General features: G+C 61.7%; 26 protein-coding genes and 3 tRNA genes. 15 read left to right on the plus strand and 14 right to left on the minus strand.

Translation table 11 applies throughout. From position 1 onward, the window contains the following. Positions 1 to 13: 13 nt before the first annotated feature. The 7 genes from SLW75_RS02750 to SLW75_RS02780 all read left to right on the plus strand — a co-directional run bounded on the left by SLW75_RS02750 (position 14) and on the right by SLW75_RS02780 (position 5663). The gene (locus tag SLW75_RS02750; RefSeq protein WP_065990414.1) at positions 14 to 676 is read left to right on the plus strand and encodes an amino acid ABC transporter permease; all 663 of its coding nucleotides are present in this window, start codon (positions 14 to 16) and stop codon (positions 674 to 676) included. Between the two features lie 12 nt (positions 677 to 688). Next, positions 689 to 1351, plus strand: coding sequence for an amino acid ABC transporter permease (locus SLW75_RS02755; RefSeq protein WP_410933468.1), 663 nt, complete (start codon positions 689 to 691; stop codon positions 1349 to 1351). Next, positions 1348 to 2139: an amino acid ABC transporter ATP-binding protein gene (locus SLW75_RS02760; RefSeq protein ID WP_065990418.1), complete on the plus strand. Its 792-nt coding sequence runs from the start codon at positions 1348 to 1350 to the stop codon at positions 2137 to 2139. Before SLW75_RS02755 ends, SLW75_RS02760 begins: the two co-directional genes overlap by 4 nt. Before the next feature lie 24 nt (positions 2140 to 2163). Continuing rightward, positions 2164 to 2550, plus strand: a complete 387-nt coding sequence (locus SLW75_RS02765) for a RidA family protein (RefSeq protein WP_065990419.1) — start codon at positions 2164 to 2166, stop codon at positions 2548 to 2550. Between the two features lie 151 nt (positions 2551 to 2701). Further along, positions 2702 to 3463 (plus strand): IclR family transcriptional regulator, encoded by a 762-nt coding sequence (locus SLW75_RS02770; protein WP_410933469.1) that lies wholly within the window; start codon positions 2702 to 2704, stop codon positions 3461 to 3463. 40 nt (positions 3464 to 3503) lie between these two features. Then, the gene (locus SLW75_RS02775; RefSeq protein WP_410933470.1) at positions 3504 to 4709 is read left to right on the plus strand and encodes an amino acid deaminase; all 1206 of its coding nucleotides are present in this window, start codon (positions 3504 to 3506) and stop codon (positions 4707 to 4709) included. A gap of 12 nt (positions 4710 to 4721) precedes the next feature. Further along, positions 4722 to 5663, plus strand: a complete 942-nt coding sequence (locus SLW75_RS02780; RefSeq protein WP_410933471.1) for a sugar kinase — start codon at positions 4722 to 4724, stop codon at positions 5661 to 5663. A gap of 178 nt (positions 5664 to 5841) precedes the next feature. On the opposite strand, the gene SLW75_RS02785 is transcribed toward SLW75_RS02780, so the two are convergent. Next, entirely contained in the window at positions 5842 to 6117 is a 276-nt protein-coding gene (locus SLW75_RS02785) for a peptidylprolyl isomerase (protein ID WP_037009819.1), read from the minus strand. A gap of 255 nt (positions 6118 to 6372) precedes the next feature. Between SLW75_RS02785 and SLW75_RS02790 the strand changes: the two genes are divergently transcribed. Continuing rightward, on the plus strand, positions 6373 to 7539 hold the full coding sequence (locus SLW75_RS02790) for a PilT/PilU family type 4a pilus ATPase (RefSeq protein WP_410933472.1): 1167 nt from the start codon (positions 6373 to 6375) through the stop codon (positions 7537 to 7539). A 154-nt stretch (positions 7540 to 7693) separates the two neighbouring features. Here SLW75_RS02790 and SLW75_RS02795 read toward each other — a convergent pair whose 3' ends face one another. The 12 genes from SLW75_RS02795 to SLW75_RS02850 all read right to left on the minus strand — a co-directional run bounded on the left by SLW75_RS02795 (position 7694) and on the right by SLW75_RS02850 (position 20830). After that, entirely contained in the window at positions 7694 to 8464 is a 771-nt protein-coding gene (locus tag SLW75_RS02795; protein ID WP_410933473.1) for a 3-hydroxybutyrate dehydrogenase, read from the minus strand. Positions 8465 to 8474: 10 nt separating this feature from the next. Beyond that, positions 8475 to 9866, minus strand: coding sequence for a GntP family permease (locus SLW75_RS02800; protein WP_410933474.1), 1392 nt, complete (start codon positions 9864 to 9866; stop codon positions 8475 to 8477). A 257-nt stretch (positions 9867 to 10123) separates the two neighbouring features. Continuing rightward, the gene (locus SLW75_RS02805) at positions 10124 to 11539 is read right to left on the minus strand and encodes a sigma-54 interaction domain-containing protein (protein WP_296315185.1); all 1416 of its coding nucleotides are present in this window, start codon (positions 11537 to 11539) and stop codon (positions 10124 to 10126) included. A 63-nt stretch (positions 11540 to 11602) separates the two neighbouring features. Beyond that, on the minus strand, positions 11603 to 13186 hold the full coding sequence (locus SLW75_RS02810; protein WP_410933475.1) for an ABC transporter ATP-binding protein: 1584 nt from the start codon (positions 13184 to 13186) through the stop codon (positions 11603 to 11605). A 1-nt stretch (position 13187) separates the two neighbouring features. Next, positions 13188 to 14210 carry an ABC transporter permease gene (locus tag SLW75_RS02815; RefSeq protein ID WP_065990436.1) on the minus strand — a complete coding sequence of 341 codons (1023 nt, stop codon included), beginning with the start codon at positions 14208 to 14210 and terminating at the stop codon, positions 13188 to 13190. Beyond that, positions 14210 to 15274 carry a microcin C ABC transporter permease YejB gene (locus SLW75_RS02820; protein WP_192131888.1) on the minus strand — a complete coding sequence of 355 codons (1065 nt, stop codon included), beginning with the start codon at positions 15272 to 15274 and terminating at the stop codon, positions 14210 to 14212. The genes SLW75_RS02815 and SLW75_RS02820 overlap by 1 nt, the downstream gene beginning before the upstream one ends. Then, on the minus strand, positions 15274 to 17142 hold the full coding sequence (locus tag SLW75_RS02825) for an extracellular solute-binding protein (protein ID WP_410933476.1): 1869 nt from the start codon (positions 17140 to 17142) through the stop codon (positions 15274 to 15276). The genes SLW75_RS02820 and SLW75_RS02825 overlap by 1 nt, the downstream gene beginning before the upstream one ends. Positions 17143 to 17353: 211 nt before the next feature. Next, positions 17354 to 17635: a peptidylprolyl isomerase gene (locus SLW75_RS02830; RefSeq protein ID WP_065990442.1), complete on the minus strand. Its 282-nt coding sequence runs from the start codon at positions 17633 to 17635 to the stop codon at positions 17354 to 17356. A 108-nt stretch (positions 17636 to 17743) separates the two neighbouring features. After that, entirely contained in the window at positions 17744 to 18625 is an 882-nt protein-coding gene (locus SLW75_RS02835) for an esterase/lipase family protein (protein WP_410933477.1), read from the minus strand. Positions 18626 to 18926: 301 nt separating this feature from the next. Beyond that, positions 18927 to 20012: a 3-deoxy-7-phosphoheptulonate synthase gene (locus SLW75_RS02840; RefSeq protein ID WP_410933478.1), complete on the minus strand. Its 1086-nt coding sequence runs from the start codon at positions 20010 to 20012 to the stop codon at positions 18927 to 18929. 38 nt (positions 20013 to 20050) lie between these two features. Further along, positions 20051 to 20203 carry a hypothetical protein gene (locus tag SLW75_RS02845; protein ID WP_410933479.1) on the minus strand — a complete coding sequence of 51 codons (153 nt, stop codon included), beginning with the start codon at positions 20201 to 20203 and terminating at the stop codon, positions 20051 to 20053. Between the two features lie 399 nt (positions 20204 to 20602). Then, the gene (locus SLW75_RS02850; protein WP_192131880.1) at positions 20603 to 20830 is read right to left on the minus strand and encodes a DNA-binding protein; all 228 of its coding nucleotides are present in this window, start codon (positions 20828 to 20830) and stop codon (positions 20603 to 20605) included. 81 nt (positions 20831 to 20911) lie between these two features. On the opposite strand from SLW75_RS02850, the gene SLW75_RS02855 reads away from it, so the two are divergent. From SLW75_RS02855 to SLW75_RS02880, 6 genes are all read left to right on the plus strand, one after another. Beyond that, positions 20912 to 21262: a helix-turn-helix domain-containing protein gene (locus tag SLW75_RS02855; RefSeq protein WP_065990449.1), complete on the plus strand. Its 351-nt coding sequence runs from the start codon at positions 20912 to 20914 to the stop codon at positions 21260 to 21262. 192 nt (positions 21263 to 21454) lie between these two features. After that, a complete protein-coding gene (gene uvrY, locus SLW75_RS02860; protein ID WP_065990451.1) occupies positions 21455 to 22099 on the plus strand; it encodes a UvrY/SirA/GacA family response regulator transcription factor in 645 nt (214 codons plus the stop codon). Beyond that, on the plus strand, positions 22100 to 23923 hold the full coding sequence (gene uvrC, locus SLW75_RS02865; RefSeq protein WP_296309801.1) for an excinuclease ABC subunit UvrC: 1824 nt from the start codon (positions 22100 to 22102) through the stop codon (positions 23921 to 23923). Between the two features lie 32 nt (positions 23924 to 23955). Continuing rightward, complete coding sequence (pgsA, locus tag SLW75_RS02870; protein ID WP_065990459.1) at positions 23956 to 24516, plus strand: CDP-diacylglycerol--glycerol-3-phosphate 3-phosphatidyltransferase; 561 nt, start codon at positions 23956 to 23958, stop codon at positions 24514 to 24516. 61 nt (positions 24517 to 24577) lie between these two features. Next, positions 24578 to 24653: transfer RNA gene (locus SLW75_RS02875), tRNA-Gly, on the plus strand. A gap of 45 nt (positions 24654 to 24698) precedes the next feature. Beyond that, positions 24699 to 24772: transfer RNA gene (locus SLW75_RS02880), tRNA-Cys, on the plus strand. Between the two features lie 174 nt (positions 24773 to 24946). On the opposite strand, the gene sodC is transcribed toward SLW75_RS02880, so the two are convergent. Beyond that, entirely contained in the window at positions 24947 to 25465 is a 519-nt protein-coding gene (gene sodC / locus SLW75_RS02885) for a superoxide dismutase [Cu-Zn] SodC (protein ID WP_410933798.1), read from the minus strand. A 231-nt stretch (positions 25466 to 25696) separates the two neighbouring features. On the opposite strand from sodC, the gene SLW75_RS02890 reads away from it, so the two are divergent. After that, a tRNA-Leu gene (locus SLW75_RS02890) sits at positions 25697 to 25783 on the plus strand. Positions 25784 to 25786: the final 3 nt, after the last annotated feature.

Consider the following 25786-nt stretch of genomic DNA (forward strand, 5'->3'; position numbering starts at 1 on the left):
GGTACTGCTGACCATGAATTATCAGCTGAATTTTGCAGCGGTCTGGCGGGATTTCCCCAGTCTGCTGGCGGGGCTGGGGCTCGGCCTGGAACTGGCCCTGATTTCCATCGCCATCGGTTGCGTCATCGGCATGCTGGCAGCATTCGCGATGCTGTCCCGCTACCGCGCCCTGCGGATCGTCGCGTCGATTTACGTGACCGTGGTGCGCAACACGCCGATTCTGGTGCTGATCCTGTTGATTTACTTTGCCATGCCCAGCCTGGGCATTCGTCTGGACAAGATCCCGTCGTTCATCGTCACCCTGTCGCTGTATGCCGGGGCGTATCTGACCGAAGTGTTCCGCGCTGGCCTGCTGAGCATCCACAAGGGCCAGCGCGAAGCGGGGCTGGCGATCGGCCTCGGCGAATGGCAGGTGCGCGCGTACATCGTCGTCCCGGTGATGTTGCGCAACGTGCTGCCGGCGCTGTCGAACAACTTCATTTCGCTGTTCAAGGACACGTCGCTGGCCGCTGCCATCGCGGTGCCGGAACTGACCTATTACGCGCGCAAGATCAACGTCGAGAGCTACCGGGTGATTGAAACCTGGCTGGTGACCACGGCGCTGTACGTCGCCGCCTGTTACCTCATTGCCATGCTGCTGCGTTACCTCGAGCAGCGATTGGCGATTCGCCGCTAGGAGGCCCGGACCATGTACGAACAACCCAGTTGGTTGCATGAATTGTGGGTCGCGCGGGAGACGCTGTGGGCCGGGTTTCTCACTAGCGTGCAGTGCGCGGGCCTGGCGATCGTGTTCGGGACGGTGATCGGCGTATTTGCCGGGCTGATCCTGACCTACGGCAAATGGTGGGCGCGCCTGCCGTTTCGCGCCTACGTGGATCTGATTCGCGGCACGCCCGTGTTTGTGCTGGTGCTGGCCTGCTTTTACATGGCGCGGGCGTTGGGCTGGCAGATCGGCGCGTTTCAGGCCGGTGCGCTGGGGTTGACGCTGTTTTGCGGCTCCCACGTCGCCGAGATCGTGCGCGGTGCCCTGCAGGCCATCCCGCGCGGGCAGCTGGAAGCCGGCAAGGCCATCGGCCTGACGTTCCCCCAGTCCCTCAGCTATGTGTTGCTGCCCCAGGCATTGCGGCAGATCTTGCCGACTTGGGTCAATTCGTCGACGGAGATCGTCAAGGCCTCGACCCTGCTCTCGGTGATCGGCGTGGCCGAGCTGTTGCTCAGCACCCAGCAGGTCATCGCGCGCAATTTCATGACCCTTGAGTTTTACCTGTTCGCCGGCTTTCTCTTCTTCGTCATCAACTACGCCATCGAGCTTCTTGGGCGGCAAATCGAAAAACGGGTGGCCTTGCCATGACACAGACTCAAACTGCACCTGCCGCCCCGGCTCTGTTGAGCATCGAAGGGCTGCACAAATCCTATGGCCCGGTTGAAGTGCTCAAGGGCGTTGACCTGAAAATGAACAAGGGCAACGTGGTCACGCTGATCGGCTCCAGCGGCTCGGGCAAAACCACGCTGCTGCGTTGCGTCAATCTGCTGGAAGAGTTTCAGGGCGGGCACATTCGTCTCGAAGGTCAGGACATCGGCTACAGCGACGTCAGTGGCAAGCGCGTGCGCCACCCGGAAAAGCTCATCGCCCGGCACCGCGCGATGACCGGGATGGCGTTTCAGCAGTTCAACCTGTTTCCGCACCTGACCGCGCTGCAGAACGTCACCCTCGGCTTGCTCAAAGTGAAGAAGCTGCCCAAGGACCAAGCCATCGCCCTGGCCGAAAAGTGGCTGGACCGCGTTGGCCTGCTGGAGCGGCGCAATCACTTTCCCGGCCAGCTCTCCGGCGGTCAGCAGCAGCGCGTGGCGATTGCCCGGGCCATTGCGATGAACCCGAGCCTGATGCTGTTCGATGAAGTCACCTCAGCCCTGGACCCGGAGTTGGTCGGTGAGGTGCTCAGCGTGATCAAGGGCCTGGCGGAAGAGGGCATGACCATGCTGCTGGTGACCCACGAGATGCGCTTCGCCTACGAGGTGTCCGATCAGATCGTGTTCATGAATCAGGGCCGCATCGAAGAGCAGGGCCCACCCAAGGCATTATTCGAACAACCCAAGTCAGCGCGTCTGGCTGAATTCCTCAAGAACATTCGTTTTTAAGACGCTCACTCAAAGGAGATTTTCATGAGCATTACTCGTTACGGTGCCGGCAGTACCGCGGGTGGCGGCCAGCCACGTCCTTTCGCCCGCGCCGTTGAAGCCGATGGCTGGCTGCATGTGTCGGGGCAGGTGCCGGCCGAAAACGGTGAGATCATCAACGGCGGGATCGTCGAGCAGACCCACAAGACCCTGCAGAACCTGGTGGCGATCCTGACCGAGGCCGGTTACGGCCTGGAAGACGTGGTGCGTGTCGGCGTGTGGCTGGAAGACCCGCGTGATTTCTGGAGCTTCAATAAGGTCTTCGGCGAGTACTTCTCCCCGGAACACGCCCCGGCCCGCGCCTGCGTGCAGGCCAGCATGATGGTCGACTGCAAGGTCGAGATCGATTGCATTGCCTACAAGAAGAAGTAGGGAGCAGGGGCAAGCTGCAAGCTGCAAGCTGCAAGTCGGGATCGCGCTGATGCAACACTTGCCTCTTGAAGCTTGCAGCTCAATTGCCTACCCCATTTTTAAAGGCTGAAGGCGCTTTTGCATCCGCGCCGTTTAGCTTGGAGTTGCTCTTATGACCGAAGACATCAAACGCCGGGCCCGTGGTTTAGACCGAGCGTTCGATATTCTCGATTTCCTCAAGGAAACCGGCACGCCGATGCGGCCCAACGAGATCGCCAGCGGCATCGGCAGCCCGAAATCGACGGTGTACGAGTTGGTCAGTTCGCTGCTGGAACGAAGGATCCTCGAGACCGTCGGCAAGGACGGCCACGTGTACCTGGGGCGGCAGTTGTATTTCCTCGGGCAGGCGCATCTGCGCCATTTCGATTTCACCCGCGAGGCCGAGGTCAGCCTGGGTGAAATCGTCGAGCAGACCCGGGAAACCGCGCAGATGTGCCTGCTCAACGGTCGCAAATACACCGTCGCGCTGATGAAGGAGGGCGCGCGGCATTTTCGTATTTCGTCCGACATCGGGGAGGACGCGCCGATCCCGTGGACCGCGTCGGGACGCCTGCTGCTCGGGCACCTCACGGATCAGGCGATCATCGACCTGATCGACGACGAGGACTTCATCCTCCCGGACGGCATGCGCCTGCCGGTCGAGACGTTTCTGGCCGAGATCCGCAAGGCCCACGACGACGGCTTCTTTTCCTTCGACAGCATCGCCGACACCTTCACCCATTGCTTCGCCGCACCCGTGCGGGACAAACAGGGCATCTGCATCGCGACCCTGTGCATCGTCGCCCCGCGGGCCGACGCCACGGCCCACTACGATCATTACCGGTGCGTGTTGATCGACAGCGCCAACGGGCTGGCCCGGCGCGTCATCGAATAGCGTCGCCGCACACACGAACAAAAAATTCAGGAGAACAGAGATGAGCATTGCCGCGATTGAAAAAGGCGCCACGCAACCCGGCGACCACCTGGTGCGGGACGTCAGCCTGCCCGCGCTGGTCATCCACGACACGGCGCTGGAGCACAACCTGCGCTGGATGCAGAAGTTCGTCAGCGACAGCGGCGCCGAACTGGCGCCCCACGGCAAGACCAGCATGGTGCCGGCGCTGTTTCTGCGGCAGTTGCAGCACGGCGCCTGGGGCATGACCCTCGCCACGGCGGTGCAGACCCGCGCGGCCTATGCCCACGGCGTGCGTCGGGTGCTGATGGCTAACCAGTTGGTCGGCGCGCCGAACATGGCGCTCATCGCCGAGATGCTCACGGACGGGATGTTCGACTTTCACTGCATGGTCGACCACCCGGACAACGTCAAGGCGCTGGGCGAGTTCTTCGCCGCCAAGGCCCTGACCCTCAATGTGATGATCGAGTACGGCGTGGTCGGTGGGCGTTGCGGCTGCCGCAGCGAAGCCGAGGTCATGGCCCTGGCCGACGCCATTGCGGCGCAACCGGCGCTGAAGCTGACCGGCATCGAGGGCTACGAAGGCGTGATCCATGGCGACCAGGCGGTGAGCGGCATTCGCGCGTTCGCCACATCGCTGGTGCGGCTGGCCGTGACCCTGCAGGACAAGGGCGCGTTTGCCCTCGATCGCCCGATCGTCACAGCCTCGGGTTCGGCCTGGTACGACCTGATTGCCGAGGAATTCGACAAGCAACAGGTGCGCGAGCGTTTCCTCAGCGTGCTGCGCCCCGGCAGTTACGTGGTCCACGACCACGGCATCTACAAAGACGCGCAGTGCTGCGTGCTCGACCGACGCCACGACCTCAGCGAAGGCTTACGGCCGGCGATGGAAGTCTGGGCCCATGTGCAGTCGATGCCTGAGCCGGGTTTTGCGGTGATTGCCATGGGCAAGCGCGACGTGGCGTTCGACGCCGGCATGCCCAACCCGATCAAGCGCTATGCGCCAGGGGCGGTGCCGGCGACTGGCGAGGACGTCAGCGCCTGCACCGTCACGGCGGTGATGGATCAGCATGCGTTCATGACCGTCGCGCCGGGCTGCGAGTTGAAGGTCGGCGATATCGTTTCGTTCGGCACCTCGCACCCGTGCCTGACCTTCGACAAATGGCGCACGGGGTGCCTGGTCGGCGATGACCTGCGCGTCATCGAATCCTTTGATACCTGCTTCTGACAGGAGTCTGCAATGAGTGAAATGGTCAGTCACAGCTACCCGCGCGTCGCCCTGATCGGCGAATGCATGATCGAGTTGCAACAGCACGCCAACGGCACGCTCAAGCAGAGCTTCGGCGGCGACACGCTGAATACGGCGGTGTACCTGTCGCGGCTGCTGGGTTCGGCGGCGCAGGTGGATTACGTCACGGCGCTGGGCGATGACAGTTTCAGCGACGCCATGTGCCAGGTCTGGACGGAGGAGGGCATTGGCCTGAGTCGGGTCCAGCGTCTGCCGGGGCGGCTGCCGGGGCTGTATTGCATTCAAACCGACGCCAACGGCGAGCGGCGTTTCCTGTACTGGCGCAACGAGGCGGCAGTGCGCGAATGCTTCACCACGCCGGCGGCGGAGCCGGTGCTGGCCGCGCTGCCGGATTACGACGTGCTGTATTTCAGCGGCATCACCCTGGCGGTGCTGGGGGAGACGGGTCGGGCGCGGCTGCTGTCGACCCTCGGCGATGCCCGGGACCGTGGCGCGCGGGTGGTGTTCGACAACAACTACCGCCCGCGCCTCTGGCGCAGTGTCGAGCAAGCGCGGCAGGCGTATCGCGCGGTCATGCACGAAGTGGATCTGGCCCTGCTGACCGAGGAGGACGAGCAGGCGCTGTTCGATTACGCCGACGGCGAGGAAATTTTGCAGACCTACCGCGACCTGGGTGTCAGCGAAGTGGTGGTCAAGCGCGGGGCGCAGAGCTGTCTCGTGAGCGTCGACGACCGGCGTTATGAAGTGCCTGCGCACACCGTGCAGAAAGTCATCGACACCACGGCGGCGGGGGATTCCTTCAGCGCGGCCTATCTGGGTCGGCGTTTGCGCGGCGGCGGTCCGAAAGATGCGGCCAACGCCGGGCATCAGTTGGCGAGCCTGGTGATTCAGCACCCGGGGGCGTTGATCCCGCGCAGTGTGATGCCGATTTGAGGCAGGGCCGAGAACCCTGCGTAGGGCCGCGCACACCCTGTAGGCCGGCTTCAGCCGGGAAGGGGCCAGGCGACACACCGCAAAATCGAGAGTGCTCAATCCGGCCTGTTCCCGGCTAAAGCCAGTCCTGCTAAGGCAAGGGGGCCAGAACGACCACTACACATTCCGGCCCCAACCCTCAATCCCGATAAAACACCTGCACCAGGTGATACCCGAATTTGCTTTTGACCGGACCATGCACGGTCCGCAACGGTTTTTTGAAAATCACCTGGTCAATCGCGCCGACCATCTGGCCCGGTCGCACTTCACCCAGATCCCCGCCGCGCTTGCCGCTCGGGCACGTCGAATACTTCTTCGCCAGTACGTCAAACGCTTCGCCCTTGGCAATGCGCTGCTTCAGTTGCTCGGCTTCTTCAGCGGTCTTGACCAGAATGTGGCGGGCTTGGGCTTTCATGGGGTACCGGACGTCTCGATAAAAAAGCCGCGCATTATGCCTTTGCTGCGCGATTTCGGGTAATTTCCCACACCTTGACCGGACGAACGTGTGGCTCGGCGCTGAGACAGGCCTGACCCGGCTCTTCACACGGCCCTGACCCGGCTGTTCAAGGGCCTTGCCCCGGCCAGCAAACAGCCCGAACGTTAAAACCGGTCGAAGGTCCACAACCTGTAGGCCTGCAGTCTCCTCAAACCTCATGTACGGTGTTGCCTTATGGATTTTCCGGCGTTGTTGAAGGTGCTTGCCACCCAGGATGGATCGGACCTTTACCTGTCCACCGGCGCGCCCCCCTGCGCCAAGTTCAATGGCGTGCTCAAGCCGCTGGGCACCGAAGCGTTCAAGCCCGGTGACGTCGCGGTGATTGCCAACGGCATCATGGACGCCGAGCAGCGCGCGGATTTCGAACGCGACCTGGAAATGAACCTGGCGTTTTCCCTGTCCGGTGTAGGTCGATTCCGGATCAACATCTTCAAGCAGCGCAACGAAGTGTCGATTGTGGCGCGCAACATCAAACTCGACATCCCCAAATTCGAAGACCTGCATCTGCCGCCGGTCCTGCTCGATGTGATCATGGAAAAGCACGGCCTGGTGCTGTTCGTCGGCGCCACTGGTTCGGGTAAATCGACCTCGCTGGCCGCACTGATCGACCACCGCAACCGTCACGCCAGCGGCCACATCATTACCATCGAAGACCCGGTGGAGTTCATCCACAAACACAAGCGCTCGATCATCAATCAGCGGGAAGTGGGCGTCGACACGCGCAGCTTTCATGCGGCGTTGAAGAACACCCTGCGTCAGGCGCCGGACGTGATCCTCATCGGCGAGATCCGCGACCGCGAAACCATGGAGCACGCGCTGGCCTTTGCCGACACCGGCCACCTGGCCATCTCGACGCTGCACGCCAACAACGCCAACCAGGCGCTGGACCGCATCATCAACTTCTTCCCCGAAGAGCGCCGGCCGCAGTTGCTCCATGACCTGGGCAACAACCTCAAGGCGTTCGTCTCCCAGCGGTTGGTCAAGACCACTGACGGTAAGCGCCGCGCGGCGGTGGAGGTGATGCTGGGCACGCCGACGATTCGCGACCTGATCCACCGCAACGAGTTGACCGAGCTTAAGGGCATCATGGAGAAGTCCACCAACCTCGGCATGCAGACCTTCGACAACGCGCTGTATGACCTGGCGGTGGAGGGCGCAATCACTGAAGACGAAGCCCTGAAGAACGCGGATTCGGCCAACAACGTGCGACTGCGGTTGAAACTGCACAGCGAGGACGGGCCATCGACCATCGCCAGCTCCCCCCGTGCGCCCCAGCCTGCCGCGCAGGTGAATGTGAAGGATTGGGGGCTGGTGGACGAGCGGGACGAGCCGGGGAATTGAGGTTTCCTCGGCGAGGATTTTGCGGTGTCATCACTGACGCCTTCCCTTGCAGGACCGGCTTTAGCCGGGAAGAGGTCGGTATGAACACCACACATTTGAGGTGTAGCGACCGACGTCTTCCCGGCTAAAGCCGGTGCTACAGGGCTTGCCGCCCTTATCGCGCCAGCCACCCTCCATCGATATTCCACGCCGCGCCACGCACCTGCGCCCCGGCTTCGCTGCACAGAAACAACGTCAGTTCCCCCAACTGCGAAGGCGTCACGAATTCCAGCGATGGCTGCTTTTCCGCCAGCAGGTCATGCTTGGCCTGCTCCACATCACCCGTCTGCGCAGCCCGATCATCGATCTGCTTCTGCACCAGCGGCGTCAGCACCCAGCCCGGGCAGATGGCGTTACAGGTGACATTGCTTGCAGCGGTTTCCAGCCCGACCACCTTGGTCAAGCCAATGACGCCGTGCTTGGCCGCCACATACGCCGCCTTGCCCGTCGAACCGACAAGGCCATGCACCGAGGCAATGTTCACGATCCGACCCCAACCCTTGGCACGCATGCCTGGCAGGCACAACCGTGTGCTGTGAAAGACCGACGACAGGTTGATGGCGATAATCTTGTCCCAGCTCTCGACAGGGAAATCCTCCACCGCGTTGACGTGCTGAATCCCCGCGTTGTTGACCAGAATGTCGACGCCGCCGAATTCGCGCTCGGCGTAGGCGATCATGTCGGCGATCTGCGCGACATCGCTGACGTCCGCCGGGTGGTGGCCGACCTTACCGCCGTACTGCTTGACCTGCTCGATCACCGCCGACGCATCGCCGAAGCCGTTGAGCACCAGATGTGCGCCGGCCTTGGCCAGCGTCAGCGCGATGCCCAGGCCGATGCCGCTGGTAGAGCCGGTGACCAGTGCGGTTTTGCCTTGCAGACTCATGTTCAATTCCTCATACGATGCCGGTTGCATAGAAAACGCCGATCACCACGAACACTGCCAGCGTCTTGATAATCGTGATGCCGAAGATGTCCTTGTAGGCCTCGCGGTGGGTCAGGCCGGTGACCGCCAGCAGGGTGATGACCGCGCCGTTGTGCGGCAGGGTGTCCATGCCGCCGCTGGCCATGGCCGCGACGCGGTGCAACACCTCCAGCGGAATGTTCGCCGCATGGGCCGCCGCGATAAAGCTGTCGGACATCGCCGCCAGGGCAATGCTCATGCCCCCGGACGCCGACCCGGTGATCCCGGCCAGCAGCGTCACGGTAATCGCTTCGTTGACCAGCGGGTTGGGAATGCTCTTCAGTCCGTCGGCCAGCACGAGGAATCCGGGCAACGAAGCAATCACAGCGCCGAAACCGTATTCCGACGCCGTGTTCATCGCCGCCAGCAGTGCGCCACTGACTGCACCCTTGCTCCCCTCGGCCAGCTTGGATTTCACCGTCCTGAAGGCGAACAGCAGCACAAACACAATGCCCACCAGCAACGCCGCTTCCACGGCCCAGATCGCGGTGATCTTGGCGATGTCGGTCTGCACAGGCGTGGCCATGCCCGGCAGTGCCAGGGTGTGAGTCTTGCCGTACCACTGGGGAATCCACTGGGTAAACAGCAGGTTCATGATCCCGACCAGCAACAGCGGCGCCAGCGCGATCCACGGGTTGGGCAGCGCGATATCGGCCGGGGTGTCTGGCTCGTTGCGCAGCTCGGTGCCGTAGCCTTCGCCGGCACGCTGGGCCTTGTTGCGCTGGCGCTGCAGAAACAGCATGCCGACGCTGAACACGAACGCCGTGCCAATCAGCCCCAGCCACGGCGCCGCCCACGCCGTGGTGTTGAAGAAGGTCGACGGGATGATGTTCTGGATCTGCGGCGTGCCGGGCAGGGCGTCCATGGTGAACGAAAACGCACCCAGGGCGATGGTCGCCGGAATCAGCCGTTTGGGAATGTTGCTCTGGCGGAACATCTCGGCAGCGAACGGGTACACCGCAAACACCACGACGAACAGCGACACGCCGCCGTAAGTCAGCAGTGCGCAGACCAGCACGATCACCAGCATCGCCTGGCGGGTGCCGAGCAAGCGAATGGCGGCGGCCACGATGGAGCGCGAAAAGCCCGACAGCTCGATCAGCTTGCCGAACACGGCACCGAGCAGAAACACCGGAAAGTAGAGTTTGACGAAGCCGACCATCTTGTCCATGAACACGCCGGTGAAGGCGGGCGCCACGGCAGAGGGGTCGGTGAGCAGTACGGCGCCGAGGGCCGCGATGGGGGCAAAGAGGATGACGCTGTAACCCCGGTAGGCAGCCAGCATCAGCAGCGTAAGCGCCGCTAAAGCGATGATCACACTCATCGAGTGTCTCCTGTTGTTTTTGTTTTGGGTGCGGCGAGGCCGCGCAACAGGAGGTATAGCTACATTCATGCCATCGCGCTAAGTGGCTGATTATTATGAGGTTTAGCTGAAATGGGTGGTGGCGGCGGTCCTGTGCGTCCCGATAATGGGATGGTTAAGGCCGGAACGGGGACCGCCAAAGCGATCGTGTCGGGGTGGCAGCCGCTCTGGTGCGGGAACCTGTGCCCGTTATCCCGTAAGGTAGACAGCCAGTCTCTTTATTGAGACTCGGCAATGCCCAGCGCGGCCATCTTCTTGTACAGCGTCGAACGGCCCAACCCTAGCTGCCGTGCCGCGAGCACCACGTTCCCCGCGCACTGGGCCAGCTTTGCCTGAATCAGCTCACGGTCGAAATGCTGGCGCGCCTCGCTGTAGGTCTGGTCATTGGACGCGGACCACGCTGCCACCGGCGGGCTGGCGACCGGCACCAGCGTACCGATGGCGGCGCGAATGTCGCCGGGGCTGAGCTGCAGATCGTCGCTGAGCAGCGCGGCACGTTCGAGCACGTTGCGCAGCTCGCGGATATTGCCTGGCCAGGCGTGCTGCGCGAGGGCCACCAAGGCCGCGGGGGCCAGTTCGTGATGGCTGTGAAGGTCCTCAAGAATCGCCTCGGCCAGCGCTGGGATGTCATCCAGACGTTCGCGCAACGGTGGCACTTTTATGGGCAGTACGCTCAGCCGGTAATACAGGTCGGCGCGAAACTCGCCGCGCTTGATTGCCGCTTCAAGGTCGGTGGAGGTCGCGGCGATCACGCGCACATCGCTTTTGATCATCGCGTTGGAGCCCACCGGCTCGTATTCTTTTTCCTGCAGCACCCGCAGCAACTTGCTTTGCAATGGCAGGGGCATGTCGCCGATTTCGTCGAGAAACAGCGTGCCGCCCTCGGCCAGGTGCAATTTGCCGTGGCGCCCCTTGCGATCGGCGCCGGTAAACGCGCCCGGGGCCGTGCCGAAGAATTCCGCCTCCAGCAACGCCTCGGGAATCGCCGCGCTGTTGATGCTGATGAAAGGTTTGTGCGCCCGTGGCGAGCTGTTGTGCACGGCGTGGGCCAGAAGCTCCTTGCCGGTGCCGGTCTCACCGAGCAGCAACACCGGGGAATCGGTACTGGCACTGCGACGGGCGCGGCGTTTGACTTCCAGGCTGGCGGCGCTGGTGCCGATAAAGTGGGTAAAGGTGTATTTAGCTTGCCGGGCGCGCAGCAGCGAGCGGGTCGAGGCCAGCTCCTGCTGCATGCTCGAATAGCGCTTGAGCAGCGGCGACAGGGCCTGTAGCTCATCGAACAGTGCGAAGCCGATGGCGCCGATCACCGCGCCGCCGTCGTCATGGATCGGCAGGCGCATGACCACCAGCGGGTCCTTCGCCGTGTCCATCATGTCCAGCAGAATCGGTTGGCCGTTGCTCGCCACCTGACGCAGCAGGCTGCCGGGAATCACCTGCTCACAGGGCTGGCCCACCGCGCGGCTCGGGTCCTCCAGGCCAAAGCGGCGGGCGTAGCGCTCGTTGATCCAGACGATGCGCGCGTCGCGGTCGACGATGACCGTGCCCTCGCTGGACTGCTCGATGATCTCAAACAGCGAGCGGATCGCCAGCCGCCGAACGCGCCGGTAATCCTTCAGGCTTTCGTTGTCGTTCATGTGCGGTTCCATCCATCCTGTTCCTCGGCATCTGGCCGCACAGACTACTGTTTGGGGCGAGCTTCAATTGAAACCGGGGTGCGCCGCCGCCAGCAATTCCCGGGTGTAAGGGTGCTGCGGCGCATCGAACACGTCGTGGCTCGCGCCGCGCTCGACCACTTTGCCGTCCTTGACCACGATCAGGTCATGGGCCAGCGCCTTGACCACGGCCAGGTCGTGGCTGATAAACAGATAGGTCAGGCCATGCCGCTCCTGCAATTGCCGCAACAACGCGACGACCTGCTTCTGCACGGTGCGGTCCAGCGCAGACGTCGGTTCGTCGAGCAGTATCAGGGCAGGTTTGAGCACCAGCGCGCGGGCAATGGCGATCCGCTGCCGCTGCCCGCCGGAAAATTCATGAGGGTAGCGGTGCCGGCTGGACGGGTCGATGCCGACTTCTTCCAGCGCGCGGATCACTTCGGCCTCACAGCTGGCATGGTCCAGGTCGCTGTGGACTTCCAGCCCTTCGCTGATGATCTGTGCCACCGACATGCGCGGGCTGAGGCTGCCGTAAGGGTCCTGGAAAACCACCTGCATCTGCTTGCGCCATGGGCGCATCTGCTTTTGATTCAGGCTGTCCAGCGCGTGACCCTTGAAGCGGATACTGCCACGGGACTCGAGCAAGCGCAGGATGGCCTGACCGAGTGTCGACTTGCCCGAGCCGGATTCGCCAACGATCCCTAAGGTTTTGCCGCGCTCGATGCTGAGGCTGATGTCATCGACCGCTTTCAGGTATTCGTGGTGCCGGTTGAAAATCCCGCCGCCGAGGGAGAACCAGACGCGCAGGTTATCGACCTCCAGCACCTTCTCGCGGGTGTCCCGGGGTAACGGCTCGCCTGCCGGTTCGGCGTCCAGCAGCAAGCGGCTGTAGGCATGTTGCGGGTTTTTGAACAGCGACTGGCAGTTGGACTGCTCGACGATTTCCCCGGCGCGCATCACGCACACCCGCTGGGCGATGCTGTGGACCAGATTCAGGTCGTGGCTGATCAGCAACAGCGACATGTTCAGCCGTTGCTGGAGCTGTTTGAGCAGCAGCAGGATCTTGCGCTGCACCGTCACATCCAGCGCCGTGGTGGGCTCATCGGCAATCAGCAGTTCCGGCTCGCAGGCCAGCGCCATGGCGATCATCACCCGCTGGCGCTGACCGCCGGACAATTCGTGGGGGTAAGCCTTCAGGCGCTTTTTCGGGTGCTGAATGCCGACCAGCTCCAGCAGCTCGATGATCCTTGCCTGGGCCGCCTTGCCTGCCATGCCCTTGTGCAGCAATAAGGTCTCGCCGATCTGCCGGGACACCGTGTGCAGAGGGTTCAGCGAGGTCATTGGCTCCTGAAAGATCATCGCGATCTGATTGCCGCGCAGCTCGCGCATGACGTTGCCATCGGCGCCGAGCAACTCTTTGCCGCGGTAGCGAATGCTGCCGGTGCTCAGCGTGCCGGCCTGGGGCAGCAGTTGCAGGATCGAATGGGCGGTCACCGATTTGCCCGAGCCCGACTCGCCGACCAGTGCCAGGCACTCGCCGGCCGGGATGTCCAGGCTCAGGTGCTTGACCACGGTGTGCCCGTTGAACGACACCGAAAGGTCGCGGATTTCGATCAGGTTTTCGGACATCTCAGGACCTCGGGTCGAAGGCATCCCGCAGGGCCTCGCCAATAAACACCAGCAGCGACAGTATCAGCGCCAGTGTGAAAAATGCCGTGAAACCGAGCCATGGCGCTTGCAGGTTCTGTTTGCCCTGGGCAATCAGCTCGCCCAGTGACGCGCTGCCGGCGGGCATGCCGAAGCCGAGGAAGTCGAGCGCGGTCAGCGTGGAAATCGCCCCGGTGAGGATGAACGGCAGATAGCTCAGGGTGGCGTTCATCGCGTTGGGCAGAATGTGCCGCAGGATCACCTTGCGATCACTCAGCCCCAGCGCCCGCGCCGCTTTGACGTATTCCAGATTGCGCCCGCGCAGGAATTCGGCGCGCACCACGTCTACCAGCGCCAGCCATGAAAACAGCGCCATGATCCCCAGCAGCCACCAGAAGTTTGGTTCGACGAAGCCCGACAGAATGATCAGCAGGTACAGCACCGGCAGCCCGGACCAGACTTCCAGCAGGCGCTGTCCGATCAAATCCACCCAGCCGCCGTAATAGCCCTGCAATGCACCGGCGGCGATGCCGATCAGCGCACTGATGAAGGTCAGCGCCAGGGCAAACAGAATCGATACCCGCGCGCCGAAAATGACCCGGGCCAGCACGTCCCGGGCCTGATCGTCGGTGCCCAGCCAGTTGATCGAAGAGGGCGGGCTCGGCGCCGGTTTGTTCAGGTCATAGTTGGGTGTGTCATCGCTGAACGGAATCGGCGGAAACAGCATCCAGCCATCGCCCTTGCTGATCAGCTGGCGCACGTAGTCGCTGCGGTAGTCCGGCTGAAAGGGCAGTTGGCCGCCGAATTCCTGCTCGGTGTGGCGCTTGAAGGCGGGGAAGTACAGCTCATGCTGATAACTCAGCACCAGGGGTTTGTCGTTGGCAATCAGCTCGCCGCACAGGCTGAGCACGAACAGACCGCAAAACAGCCACAGCGACCACCAGCCCCGGCGGTTATTGCGAAAGCGCTCGAAGCGACGGCGTGCCACCGGAGACAGTCTGCGCATCACGCATTCCTCGCGCTGAAGTCGATCCGGGGGTCGACCAGGGTGTAGCAGATGTCCCCGACCAGCTTTATCAGCAACCCGAACAGCGTGAAGATGAACAGCGAGCCGAACACCACCGGGTAATCCCGCGACACCGCGGCTTCGTAGCTCATGCGGCCGAGGCCATCGAGGGAGAAGATCACTTCGATCATCAACGAACCGGCAAAGAACACACTGATAAACGCCTGGGGAATGCCCGCCACGATCAGCAACATGGCGTTGCGGAACACGTGGCCGTAGAGGACCCGTCGCTCACTCAGCCCCTTGGCCCGGGCGGTCACCACGTACTGGCGGGTGACTTCGTTCAGGAAGGAGTTTTTGGTCAGAATGGTCAGCGTTGCAAAACCGCCAATGACCAGCGACGTGACCGGTAACACCAGGTGCCAGAAGTAGTCGGCGATCTTGCCCAGGGTGCTCAGTTGATCAAAGTTCTCGGACACCAGCCCGCGGACCGGGAACCAGCTCAGCGACGTGCCGCCGGCAAACAGCACCACCAGCAGCATGGCGAACAGAAAGGCCGGCATCGCGTAACCGATGATGATGGCCGTGCTGCTCCAGATATCAAAGTGACTGCCGTGCTTGACCGCCTTGCGGATGCCCAGGGGGATCGACACCAGGTAGGTGATCAGCGTCGCCCAGAGGCCCAGCGAGATGGAGACAGGCATCTTTTGCAGGATCAGGTCCGTGACCTTGGCGCCGCGAAAGAAGCTGTTGCCGAAATCCAGTTGCGCGTAGTTCTTCAGCATCAGCCACAGGCGCTCATGCAGGGGCTTGTCAAAACCGTACTGGTGCTCGATTTCCTTGATCAGCTTGGGGTCGAGCCCGCGACTGGCCCGGGACTGCCCGGCGTTCATGGTTTCGGTGTGGCCGGCGCCAATAGTGCCGCCGGCCACGCCCTGAAGCTTGGCGATGGCTTGCTCGACGGGGCCGCCGGGCGCGGCCTGCACGATGAAAAAGTTGACCAGCAGAATGCACAGCAGCGTCGGAATGATCAGCAGCAGGCGCCTCATCAGGTAGCCGAGCATTACTTGACCTCCGAGGGAATGGCCGAAGCGCCCCGTTGCTGGGCGAACTGTTCGTTGGTCAGTGCCTGGGGGCTCACTTCCCACCAGGTATCGATGGCTTCGCTGTTGCTGGCCTGCACCTTGGGAATGCCGAAACGGTTCCACCACACCGTGGACGAGCCGGGCGGGTAATAGTTGGGAATCCAGTAGAAGCCCCACTGCAGCACCCGGTCCAGGGCATGGGCGTAATCCACCATCGCCGGCTTGCTGTCGGCTTTGGCCAGGCCCTCGATCAGGGTGTCAACGGCCGGGTCGCGCAAGACCATGTAGTTGCTGGACCCCGGATCGTTGGCGACCTTCGAGCCGAAGTTGTTGTACAGCTCCATGCCCGGGGAGGTCGAAACGCCGTAGCCGGTGACGATCATGTCGTAATCCCGGGCCATGACCCGGTTCAGGTACTGCGCCGAGTCGATGCGGCGGATTTCGAAGTCGATGCCGATCTGCGCCAGATTGCGTTTATACGGCAACAGGATTTTCTCGAAGCCGCTCTGCCCGTTGAGGAAGGTAAAACTCAACGGTTCGCCCTGGGCGTTGACCAGCTTGTCACCCCGGGGCATCCAGCCTGCTTCTTCGAGCAACGCCAGGGCTTGCAGCTGTTTGTCGCGAATGAAGCCGCTGCCATCGGTTTTCGGGGTCTGGAAGACGGTGGTGAATACTTCCGGCGGCACCTGACCGCGCAGCGGTTCAAGGATCTTCAGCTCGGACGCGGTGGGCAACGCCGTCGCCGCCAGATCACTGTTGGAGAAGTAGCTGTTCTGACGCACATAAACGTTGCGCATCATCTGCTTGTTGGTCCACTCGAAGTCCCACAGCATCGCCAGCGCCTGACGCACGCGGCGATCCTGAAATTTCGGACGGTCCAAATTGAAGATGAAACCCTGAGAGCTCTGCACCGCGCCCTTGGCCAGGTGCGCCCGCTGCAAGCGGCCTTCGGTCAACGCCGGGCTGTCGTAGCCGATGGAGTAACCCGTGGCGGAATATTCGCGGTTGTAGTCATAACCGCCACCGCGCAGCACTTGGCGGGCGACGTCGGTGTCGCCGAAATACTCGACGCTGAAGTGATCGAAGTTGTACAGGCCGCGATTGACCGGCAGGTCCTTGCCCCACCAGTCCGGGTTGCGTTCGAAGGTGATGCTGCGCCCGGGGTCGACCTTGCCGATGCGATACGGGCCGCTGCCCACCGGAATCTCGAAGCCGCCGCCGTTGGCGAAGTCGCGGTCTTTCCACCAATGCTCGGGAAACACCGGCAGCGAGGCCAGATCCAGGGGCAAAGTGCGGCTCTCACTGCTTTTGAAATCAAAGCGGATCTGCGTCGGCGACTCGACTTCGACGCCTTTGACGTCTTGAAACTCGGTGCGGTACGACAGGCTGCCCTGGGTCATCAGCAGGTTGTAGGTGAAGCGCACGTCCTCGGCGGTGATGGCCGAGCCGTCGGAAAACTTAGCCTTGGGGCTCAGGTAGAAACGCAATGACAGGCCGTCGGGGGCGCGCTCCATTTTCTCTGCGATCAGGCCATAAACGGTGTAGGGCTCGTCCAGCGACCTGACCGCCAGGGGCGAGTACAGCAAGCCGTTGACCTGGGCCACGCCGGTGCCTTTGTCGAGGTACGGCATGATGTGATCGAACTGACCGATTTCCTGGGCCGAGCGGCGCATGCTTCCGCCTTTGGGGGCGTCGGCATTCACGTAATCGAAATGCCCGAAGTTCGCCGGATAACGCGGCGCCTCGCCGTAAACGGTCAATGCGTGTTGAGGGGCGGCGGATAAAACCTGAAAACCAGAAACGAGGACGAGTGTTGCGACCATCAGCGATGACAAAACAAAACGCATTGCACGAATCCTGACTGACATCGGCGAGCAATATCTGGGTTGAAGGTCATGACGGCGCGGGGTGGCCGGTCCGGTTTTTTATTGATTGCCCCGCAGGCAAGGTACCGCAAAGCCGGCGTCTTTGTAACCGGACAATGCATTGCCGAGCGGGCATCGGATAAACAAACGGCCCGCTTTCAAGGGCGGGCCGTTGGTGCGGCAGCGCGGAGGATCAGTCCTGGCGGCTGGTCACTTCCAGCAGGTGATAACCGAACTGGGTTTTCACCGGGCCCTGAACAACGTTCAGCGGCGCGCTGAACACCACGGTGTCGAATTCCTTGACCATTTGACCCGGGCCGAAGGAGCCGAGGTCGCCGCCTTGACGGCTGGACGGGCAGCTGGAATTGGATTTTGCGACTTCAGCAAAATCAGCGCCGCCTTCGATCTGCGTTTTGAGTTCGTTGCACTTGTCTTCGCTGGAAACGAGGATGTGGCGGGCAGTGGCTTTGGCCATTTTGGGTGACTCCTGTGAAAAAAAGAAACGAAGCGTACCGGAATAAGGGCCTCGTTTCCCGAGAAAGTTCAGGCGCCTTTGACGGCCCGTGACAGACGACATCGCCGGTCAAAGCCCCTTGCGGAACAGCAGAGCGGCGTGATCCACGTACAGCTTCACCGGGTCCACCTGCTTGCGGACCAGACCGGCACTCTGGTTGATCGAATCCACGTGGTCCATCGGATAGTCGGAGCGGATGACCTTGCCCAGATGAGAGCTGAAGCGGCCGACCAGGCCGTCATTGGACGCAGCCTCCTTTTCGAACAGCAGTGCATAACTGCGCAGCGCCAGGTGCAGCGGGTCCAGCGCATTGCGGCCCTCGGAAAACAGCGAGCCGTCGATGCACCCGCTCCACGAGTAATAATGAACGCCGTTGACCCGTTCGGCGCCTTCGCCGCCCCATGTTGCGGGCAGTCCTTGGGAATACCTGCGGTTAAAGGCCGCGACGCCCTCGGTCGTCAGCGCATCCAGTGCCTGAACCGGATCCTGTGGAAGGTCCGAGTTACCGCTCAGCAGCGCCAGGAAGTGGGCAAAACCTGCGGTCAGCCGCGACGCCACCGCTTCAGGCATCTGCCCGGGCGTCAGCGCCCGACGTACCCGGTCGGCCACCTCCGATCCGTGATTGGGGCCGCTCACGGAAGTGACCGACGCCACGATATCCGGACGCATCGCAGCGGCATAGCGGGAGGTCAGCGCGCCCTGGCTGTGCCCGATCAAGTTGACCTTCAGGTAACCGGTGCGGCGGAGGAAGCGTTCGATCTGATCAATCAACTGCTCCCCGTGAATTTCGTTATCGTGGACGCCGGACAGCGCCGGCACGTGGACCCTGCATCCGGCTTTCTCCAGCGCCTGGGGGATGGCGTGGAACATTTCAACCTTGCCGATCCGGTCAAAGCCAAACAGCCCGTGGACCAGCAAGATGGGGTATTTGGTGGTGACTTCCTTGTACATGTCGATCATTCCTTCGATATAAAAGAAGGATCGAGCTTAACCAGCGAAGGTCATGGGCGGAGGGCGCAGCGGAGTATGGCCATGCGCCGGTTAGTGCAGGTCGTGGCGAGCGTTTCATCGCTCCAGACCTTGTGTCCCGCAGAGGCTGGAAAAGGCGCGGGCGTTGCGTTGCAAATACGCCGAAGGCGCGGGGCGCTTTCCCACGAGGGGCGTCTTCGCTGCCACGGGCCGCAGTTGACGGCGACGACGCTTCTGGGGGAAGCCGGACGCATGGCTGCTACCGGCTTCCCGTTTGCAGATGTTACCTGTAGCGCAGTTTGTTCACGCCATCGCGCAGCAGGCGTTCCGTTGACTCCCAGGCCAGGCACGCGTCCGTCACCGACACGCCGTATTTGAGGGGAGCACTCAATGGCTGGCAGCCTTCGAACAGGTGACTCTCAAGCATCATGCCGATCAGTGTCCGGTCACCGGCCAGCCGTTGCTGCAGTACGTCGTTGAAAACGGCGGGCTGACGCAGCGGATCCTTGCCGCTGTTGGCGTGACTGCAATCGACCATGATGCGCGCGGCCATGCGGTGCTTCGCCAGGCTGGCATTCACCGCTGCAACGCTGGCGGCGTCATAGTTGGGCCCGCCGTGGCCGCCGCGCAGCACGATGTGGGTGTCGGGATTGCCCGACGTCTCAATAATCGCCGGGTGGCCCTGTGGGTCCATACCGAAATGCCGGTGGGCGTGGGCCGCCGAGCGAATGGCGTCGCAGGCCATGGAGATACCGCCGTCGGTGCCGTTCTTGAAACCCGTGGGCACGCCGAGGCCGCTGGCCATTTCCCGATGGATCTGCGATTCGGTGGTTCTTGCGCCAATGGCCACCCAGCTCAACACATCATCGAAGTAACCCGCCGCCATCGGCTGCAGCAACTCCGTGGCGATCGGCAAGCCGAGCCGGACCATCTCTCGCATCAACTGCCGCGACAGGGCAAGGCCCTCGGCCATGTTGTCACTGCCGTCCAGCGCGGGATCGTACGCCAGGCCTTTCCAGCCGACGGTAGTGCGCGGCTTCTCGACGTAGGCGCGCATCACCAGCAGCATCTGGTCGCTGACCTCGGCGGCGAGATGTGCCAGGCGTTCGGCGTACTCCACAGCGGCGTGGGGATCGTGGATCGAGCACGGGCCGACAACGACCAGCAGGCGCGAATCTTCACCGTTGAGAATGGCGCGAATCGACTGGCGGTGGGCGGCGACCTGGGCGGTCAGGGCAGCGTCCAGCGGCAGCTGATGTTTCAGCTGGAGGGGCGTGGGCAAGCGTGTCGGGGCAGGGCGGCTGTCATTCAGAGTGACGACGCCGGAGGGCAAGTCGATGAGGGTGTTGCTGACGACGGGCGAATTCATGTGCTGGCTTCCTGGTCGGCGGGTTTGCCCGCGCGGACCTACTGGGGTGTTCGACAATTGGCCGGGTTGGCTGTGAGCAGGGCGATGCCACCTGTCAGTGACCGATCGGAGGCGGCAGGCTGTCCCGAACGGAGGTTGCTAAATCGCCAGGCGAAGTCGGTGTCGTGGCGGTAATAGTGGTGGTGGTTCATGTGCAGCTCCTTGAATCAATCAGTCAGAAATGTGTGGCCCAGAAAAACAAAACCCCCGGTCGGGAAGCCGACCGGGGGTGAGAGTGATCTCTGGTGGGCGTCCCGAAGTTCAGGGCGCCGTTTGGGTATCAGGCGCGCCAGTGGCTAAACCAATACCCATAAAAATAAGAAGCAGGAGCGGTAGACGCCGTCGCATTCCAGGCAGCCGCACGCTCAGCCTGACGTGAACCGTCGGCGGCGCTGAACAACTGTAAGGAAAGGGAACGCAACATGGTCTGACTCCGAGGAATGCCGCCGAGCTTACTTCAGACCGATCGGGTTCTTCAATTGGAAATTACAATCAGGCTGATTGGGGACAACACGCTTTTAAGCAACCCACAACACGGCCAAAAAAATGAATCAGTCTTCGGGTACTTCCGACGATCCGGCGGTCGGTATCACGCCGATCTTCATTCCCAGCAGCACCGCGACTCTGTGGGACTCGCCCCGGCGGCCCTTCTTTCGCCCGGACAACACTTGATAGGTCGTCGCCGGGTCCACGTTGTGCTCCCTGGCAAACTCTTGAACCGATTTGCCTTGCTGTTCCAGCCAAGCCTTGGCTTGTGCGGCGGTACGGATTCCGGGCATAGTTCAAAACCGTTCAAGTTCGTTCAAATTATTTCGATTCTATCACTCAAAAGAGTGATGTCAACAAGGCTATGCATCCAAATGAGTGGAATAGGTGCCCGAATTAGGGAAGAGCGCGAGCGCTTGGGGCTTTCACAACGCGCATTCGGTGAGATCGGTGGCGTGGAAGCCAACGCGCAGGGCAAGTACGAAAACGGTGAACGCACCCCCAAGGCCGATTATCTCGCCCGCGTCGCCCCTCGCGGTGTCGACGTGTTGTACGTGCTGACAGGTTCCCGCACTCCGGTGCCCATTGTCGGCCTGAGCGAAAACGAAGAATGGATGGTGGGGAGTTACCGCAGCCTGGGAAAGGAGGAACAGGATGCCATCTGCCGGTTAACCACGACCCTGGCGGAATATCAGAGCAGTTACGCCCCGGACAGGAAGTTATAAGGCAATCCGGGCGATGCAGCGGTCGGGCGTTTGAAGATTTTTATCAAGTTTTGCGGTCGATGATGATAGCGTGTGAACCTCTTTGTAGATCATCTGGTACACATGCACTCGCAGTGCTCCAGAGCAGGTCGCTTACTTTCTTTTCGCTAACGTGGCGGGTCGTCGCCACGCATTGTTCGGTGAGGTGTCTGCTTGATTAGGGTGCTGGTTGTCGATGACCATGATCTGGTTCGGACAGGTATCACGCGCATGTTGGCCGACATCGAAGGCTTGCAGGTGGTGGGACAGGCCGAGTCCGGCGAAGAGTCGTTGCAGAAGGCCCGCGAGCTGAAACCCGACGTCGTGCTGATGGACGTCAAGATGCCTGGCATCGGCGGGCTGGAAGCCACGCGCAAACTCATCCGCAGCCATCCCGACATGAAGGTGGTGGCGGTCACGGTGTGCGAAGAAGACCCGTTCCCGACGCGCCTGCTGCAAGCGGGCGCGGCGGGATACATGACCAAAGGCGCCGGTCTGACCGAGATGGTTCAGGCCATTCGCCTGGTGTTCGCCGGGCAGCGCTACATCAGCCCGCAGATCGCCCAGCAACTGGCGCTCAAATCCTTCCAGCCCCAGACCAGCAATTCGCCGTTCGACCTGTTGTCCGAGCGGGAAATCCAGATTGCCCTTATGATTGTCGGCTGCCAGAAAGTGCAGACGATTTCCGACAAGCTTTGCCTGTCCCCCAAAACCGTGAATACCTACCGGTACCGCATATTCGAGAAGCTGTCGATTAGCAGTGACGTGGAGCTGGCCCTGCTGGCCGTCCGTCATGGCATGGTCGACGCCAGCGCATAAATGACCCAACCGTTTGATCCCAGTGCTTTTCTGTCCACCTGCAGTGGCCGCCCCGGCGTCTATCGGATGTTCGATATCGACGGCAAGCTGCTGTACGTCGGCAAGGCCAAGAATTTAAAGAAGCGCCTCGCCAGCTATTTCCGCAAGACCGGCCATGCCCCGAAAACCGGTGCGCTGGTCGCGCGGATCGCTCAGGTTGAAACCACCATCACCGCCAATGAAACCGAGGCGCTGCTGCTGGAACAAACCCTGATCAAGGAGTCGCGTCCGCCGTACAACATCCTGTTGCGCGACGACAAGTCCTACCCGTATGTGCACCTGTCCGACGGCGAATTTCCCCGGCTGAGCATTCATCGCGGCGCCAAGAAGGCCAAGGGCCGCTATTTCGGGCCTTACCCCAGCGCCGGTGCGATCCGCGAAAGCCTGAGCATTCTGCAGAAAACCTTCCACGTTCGTCAGTGCGAAGACAGCTTCTACAAGAACCGCACCCGGCCTTGCCTGCAATATCAGATCAAGCGCTGCAAGGCGCCCTGTGTGAACTTGGTCGAGCCGCAGATCTACAACGAGGATGTGCGTCACTCGGTGATGTTCCTCGAGGGGCGCAGCAATGCCCTCACTGACGAGCTCAACGCGCTGATGGAAAAGTCGGCGATGAACCTCGATTTCGAGCACGCCGCCGAGCTGCGTGATCAGATTGGTCTGCTGCGTCGCGTGCAGGACCAGCAGAGCATGGACGGCGGCACCGGCGACGTTGACGTGGTGGCGGCGTTCGTCAATCCGGGCGGCGCTTGCGTGCACTTGATCAGCGTGCGTGGCGGGCGGGTATTGGGCAGCAAGAATTTCTTCCCCCAGGTCGGGATCGAGGAGGAGGTGGGCGAAGTCATGTCGGCCTTCCTGGCCCAATACTTTTTGGGCGGGGGCGAGCGCGAACTGCCGGGGGAGGTCATCGTTAACGTGGTCAGCGAGGATTTCCCCGCGCTGATCGACGCGATCGATGCTTCACGCGGCCGCGAAATCATCATAAGCCATCGGGTGCGTGGCACCCGTGCGCGCTGGCAGCAACTGGCCGTGACCAATGCCGAGCAGGCACTGATGGCGCGGCTCGCCAACCGTCAGCACGTTACGGCGCGCTTTGAAGCCTTGGCGCAAGTGCTCAAGCTGGATGAACCACCGCAGCGCCTGGAATGCTACGACATCAGCCATTCCAGTGGCGAAGCGACGGTGGCGTCGTGCGTGGTGTTCGGTCCCGAGGGCCCGATCAAGTCCGATTACCGCCGCTACAACATTGAAGGCATCACGGCGGGGGACGACTACGCCGCGATGCACCAGGCACTGACACGTCGCTTCAGCCGAATCAAGGACGGCGAGGGCAAATTGCCGGACATCTTGCTGGTGGACGGGGGCAAGGGCCAGTTGAGCATGGCCCGCGACGTCATGAACGAACTGGCCATCCCCGACCTGATTCTGCTGGGCGTCGCCAAGGGCGCTACGCGCAAGGCCGGTTTCGAGACGTTGTACTTGAACGATGCGGCCCATGAGTTCACCCTCAAGGGAGACTCTCCGGCGCTGCACCTGATCCAGCAGATCCGCGACGAAGCCCACCGATTTGCCATCACCGGGCACCGTGCGCGACGCGGTAAAACCCGTCGAACGTCAACCCTGGAAGGCGTCGCAGGGGTGGGCCCGACCCGGCGCCGCGACCTGCTCAAGCACTTCGGCGGCCTTCAGGAATTGTCCCGTGCCAGCATCGAAGAAATCGCCAAGGCGCCGGGAATCAGCAAAAAGCTCGCAGAGTCGATTTATGCAAACCTGCACAGCGAGTAGAATGCTCGCTCACCTCGTAGCCAGTTGTGCCGATGAATATCCCTAATCTGATCACCGTATTACGTGTCCTGCTGATTCCGATCTTCATTCTGTTGTTCTATCTGCCGTACCACTGGAGCTACATGGCCGCCAGTTCGGTGTTCGCCCTGGCAGCCGCGACCGACTGGCTGGATGGATATCTGGCAAGACGCCTGGAGCAAAGCACACCGTTCGGGGCCTTTCTCGACCCGGTGGCTGACAAACTGATGGTGGCCGTTGCGCTGGTGTTGCTGGTGCAGGCCCACGCCAACCTCTGGCTGACCTTGCCGGCCGCCGTGATCATCGGTCGAGAGATCGTTATCTCGGCGCTGCGCGAGTGGATGGCGGAGCTGGGGGCACGAGCCCAAGTCGCCGTCTCGAACCTGGGCAAATGGAAAACCGCTGCGCAGATGCTCGCGCTGGTCATCCTGCTGGCCAACCCCCCTGCGTTTACCTTCTGGGTGGTGTTGGGTTACGTGCTGTTGATGATCGCTGCGGGCCTTACGCTGTGGTCGATGGTGCAATACCTTCGCGCCGCATGGCCGCATCTGCGCACGACCACAGATGAAAAATAAGTTTTTTTAAATCAAGGGGTTGACGGGGTCATTTGAGTGTATAGAATGGCGCCCACACAAAGCGGGAATAGCTCAGTTGGTAGAGCACGACCTTGCCAAGGTCGGGGTCGCGAGTTCGAGTCTCGTTTCCCGCTCCAGTTTGTATGCGTTTAGCGGTAGTGGTTGGATCGTTGAGCGTTTGAGGCCGAGTAGCAAAATGGTTATGCCGCGGATTGCAAATCCGCTTACGCCGGTTCGATTCCGACCTCGGCCTCCAATATTAAAGCCCGTAAGATCAACGTCTTACGGGCTTTTTTGTGGAGGGCATTTAATGAATCACTTCCGCAATTCTGGCTATCGCTTCCGCAACACGCGATGAAGCGAGAGCTCAGATACCAAGCCACTCATCTCTGTCACCGGTTCATCTGAGCCTGGGCAGGTTTGCGCGCCGTCAGATAACACCGCACGCCATCCGATCACCGCCGCCGCCCAATGGCATTGGCATATCCGAATGGTTGTCGCCGCCCACATGGATCATGAGCGCGTGGCCTTTGATGTCGGCAATGTTCTTCAGGCGTGGTGCGAGCACAGGGTAATTGGCCACTCCATCGGCGTTGACGTAGACCGCTGGCAGGTCACCTAAGTGGCCTTCGCCATAGGGCCCCAGATGCTTGCCAGTTTTCGCTGGGTCGAAGTGGCCGCCTGCTGCCAATGCCGCGACCTTTTTGCCGTCTTTCACGCCCGAATCGCAACTCGCCTTTTCGTGAACATGAAAACCGTGAATCCCGGCGGGTAAAGATTTCAGATCTGGGGTGAACACCAGCCCGTAAGCGGTCTCGTTGATGGTCACCTTGCCAACGGGCTGTGGGGCGCCATCAGCGCTCACCAGGTTCATGGGGACATTGAGCGACGCCGCTTGAGCGCTCACCGTAAATGCTCCAATCAGGCCAAGCCACAAAGCGGATTTCATAGACACCTCATTCAGTTTGTCAAAAGAAGGGCAAGACAGCTGCGCCAGCGTTTCACCCTTCGCAGGCAGAGAGCATAGACAAGGCATCGAGGTTGCGACGGTAAACAAACGTAACCAATTGAATCCGAAAGCTTTGAACTTGCCTCAAGGGCTGCGGGTGTATATATTCCCCACTCTTGTCAGCTGGCCTCGCGATACGAAGCGCGAAGGTCGCGGTTGATATGTGCTACCGCCCTGATGGTGAAATTGGTAGACACACCGGACTTAAAATCCGTCGTCCGAAAGGATGTGCCGGTTCGACTCCGGCTCGGGGCACCATTC

Source organism: Pseudomonas sp. W5-01 (genome assembly GCF_046540435.1).
Lineage (GTDB): Bacteria > Pseudomonadota > Gammaproteobacteria > Pseudomonadales > Pseudomonadaceae > Aquipseudomonas > Aquipseudomonas graminis_B.

What these genes read in the sequence shown, in the direction of transcription:
- SLW75_RS02750 (WP_065990414.1), top strand. Translation starts at nt 14, where the DNA reads ATGAATTATCAGCTGAATTTTGCAGCGGTCTGGCGGGATTTCCCCAGT.
- SLW75_RS02755 (WP_410933468.1), top strand. Translation starts at nt 689, where the DNA reads ATGTACGAACAACCCAGTTGGTTGCATGAATTGTGGGTCGCGCGGGAG.
- SLW75_RS02760 (WP_065990418.1), top strand. Translation starts at nt 1,348, where the DNA reads ATGACACAGACTCAAACTGCACCTGCCGCCCCGGCTCTGTTGAGCATC.
- SLW75_RS02765 (WP_065990419.1), top strand. Translation starts at nt 2,164, where the DNA reads ATGAGCATTACTCGTTACGGTGCCGGCAGTACCGCGGGTGGCGGCCAG.
- SLW75_RS02770 (WP_410933469.1), top strand. Translation starts at nt 2,702, where the DNA reads ATGACCGAAGACATCAAACGCCGGGCCCGTGGTTTAGACCGAGCGTTC.
- SLW75_RS02775 (WP_410933470.1), top strand. Translation starts at nt 3,504, where the DNA reads ATGAGCATTGCCGCGATTGAAAAAGGCGCCACGCAACCCGGCGACCAC.
- SLW75_RS02780 (WP_410933471.1), top strand. Translation starts at nt 4,722, where the DNA reads ATGAGTGAAATGGTCAGTCACAGCTACCCGCGCGTCGCCCTGATCGGC.
- SLW75_RS02785 (WP_037009819.1), bottom strand. Translation starts at nt 6,117, where the DNA reads ATGAAAGCCCAAGCCCGCCACATTCTGGTCAAGACCGCTGAAGAAGCC.
- SLW75_RS02790 (WP_410933472.1), top strand. Translation starts at nt 6,373, where the DNA reads ATGGATTTTCCGGCGTTGTTGAAGGTGCTTGCCACCCAGGATGGATCG.
- SLW75_RS02795 (WP_410933473.1), bottom strand. Translation starts at nt 8,464, where the DNA reads ATGAGTCTGCAAGGCAAAACCGCACTGGTCACCGGCTCTACCAGCGGC.
- SLW75_RS02800 (WP_410933474.1), bottom strand. Translation starts at nt 9,866, where the DNA reads ATGAGTGTGATCATCGCTTTAGCGGCGCTTACGCTGCTGATGCTGGCT.
- SLW75_RS02805 (WP_296315185.1), bottom strand. Translation starts at nt 11,539, where the DNA reads ATGAACGACAACGAAAGCCTGAAGGATTACCGGCGCGTTCGGCGGCTG.
- SLW75_RS02810 (WP_410933475.1), bottom strand. Translation starts at nt 13,186, where the DNA reads ATGTCCGAAAACCTGATCGAAATCCGCGACCTTTCGGTGTCGTTCAAC.
- SLW75_RS02815 (WP_065990436.1), bottom strand. Translation starts at nt 14,210, where the DNA reads ATGCGCAGACTGTCTCCGGTGGCACGCCGTCGCTTCGAGCGCTTTCGC.
- SLW75_RS02820 (WP_192131888.1), bottom strand. Translation starts at nt 15,274, where the DNA reads ATGCTCGGCTACCTGATGAGGCGCCTGCTGCTGATCATTCCGACGCTG.
- SLW75_RS02825 (WP_410933476.1), bottom strand. Translation starts at nt 17,142, where the DNA reads ATGCGTTTTGTTTTGTCATCGCTGATGGTCGCAACACTCGTCCTCGTT.
- SLW75_RS02830 (WP_065990442.1), bottom strand. Translation starts at nt 17,635, where the DNA reads ATGGCCAAAGCCACTGCCCGCCACATCCTCGTTTCCAGCGAAGACAAG.
- SLW75_RS02835 (WP_410933477.1), bottom strand. Translation starts at nt 18,625, where the DNA reads ATGTACAAGGAAGTCACCACCAAATACCCCATCTTGCTGGTCCACGGG.
- SLW75_RS02840 (WP_410933478.1), bottom strand. Translation starts at nt 20,012, where the DNA reads ATGAATTCGCCCGTCGTCAGCAACACCCTCATCGACTTGCCCTCCGGC.
- SLW75_RS02845 (WP_410933479.1), bottom strand. Translation starts at nt 20,203, where the DNA reads ATGAACCACCACCACTATTACCGCCACGACACCGACTTCGCCTGGCGA.
- SLW75_RS02850 (WP_192131880.1), bottom strand. Translation starts at nt 20,830, where the DNA reads ATGCCCGGAATCCGTACCGCCGCACAAGCCAAGGCTTGGCTGGAACAG.
- SLW75_RS02855 (WP_065990449.1), top strand. Translation starts at nt 20,912, where the DNA reads ATGAGTGGAATAGGTGCCCGAATTAGGGAAGAGCGCGAGCGCTTGGGG.
- uvrC (WP_296309801.1), top strand. Translation starts at nt 22,100, where the DNA reads ATGACCCAACCGTTTGATCCCAGTGCTTTTCTGTCCACCTGCAGTGGC.
- pgsA (WP_065990459.1), top strand. Translation starts at nt 23,956, where the DNA reads ATGAATATCCCTAATCTGATCACCGTATTACGTGTCCTGCTGATTCCG.
- sodC (WP_410933798.1), bottom strand. Translation starts at nt 25,465, where the DNA reads ATGAAATCCGCTTTGTGGCTTGGCCTGATTGGAGCATTTACGGTGAGC.